General features: G+C 66.0%; 1 protein-coding gene. It reads left to right on the forward strand.

Annotated features, from left to right (window positions below; all coding sequences use genetic code 11):
- Positions 1-547, forward strand: a 547-nt coding sequence (locus tag AC4FS3_RS29315) for a hydroxymethylglutaryl-CoA lyase-like TIM-barrel protein (protein ID WP_491023465.1), incomplete at both ends; no start/stop codon positions are given.

A 547-nucleotide genomic window follows, 5' to 3' on the forward strand; every position in this document is an offset into this window, starting at 1 on the left:
CCTGCCGGGCACGTCGGGCTTCGTTGGCGAGTTTCTGACGCTGCTGGGCGCCTTCCGCGCCAATCCGTGGGTTGCGTTCTTCGCCTGCACCGGCGTCATCCTGTCGGCGGCCTACGCCCTGTGGCTGTTCCGCCGCGTGGTGTTTGGCATGGAGAAACAGCAGATCATCGATCTGGCCATCGCCGGCGTCACCCAGATGAAAGAAGAGGCGGCGAAGCGGCCGGAAACCCGCTGGACCTTCGAATATTCGCCCGAAACCTTCAGCATGGCCGAACCGGAGTTCGCCCTGGAGATCTGCGAGCGCGTGCTGGACGTGCTGCAACCGACGCCGGACAACAAGGTCATCCTGAACCTGCCGGCGACGGTCGAAGTCGCCCTGCCCAATGTCTACGCCGACCAGATCGAGTGGTTCTGCCGCCACATTTCGCGCCGTGACAGCGTCGTCATCTCGGTGCATCCGCACAACGACCGCGGCACCGGCGTCGCGGCGGCGGAGATGGCCCTGCTGGCCGGCGCCGACCGCGTCGAGGGCTGCCTGTTCGGCAAT

It is taken from the genome of Pseudogemmobacter sp. TB195, from assembly GCF_058313095.1.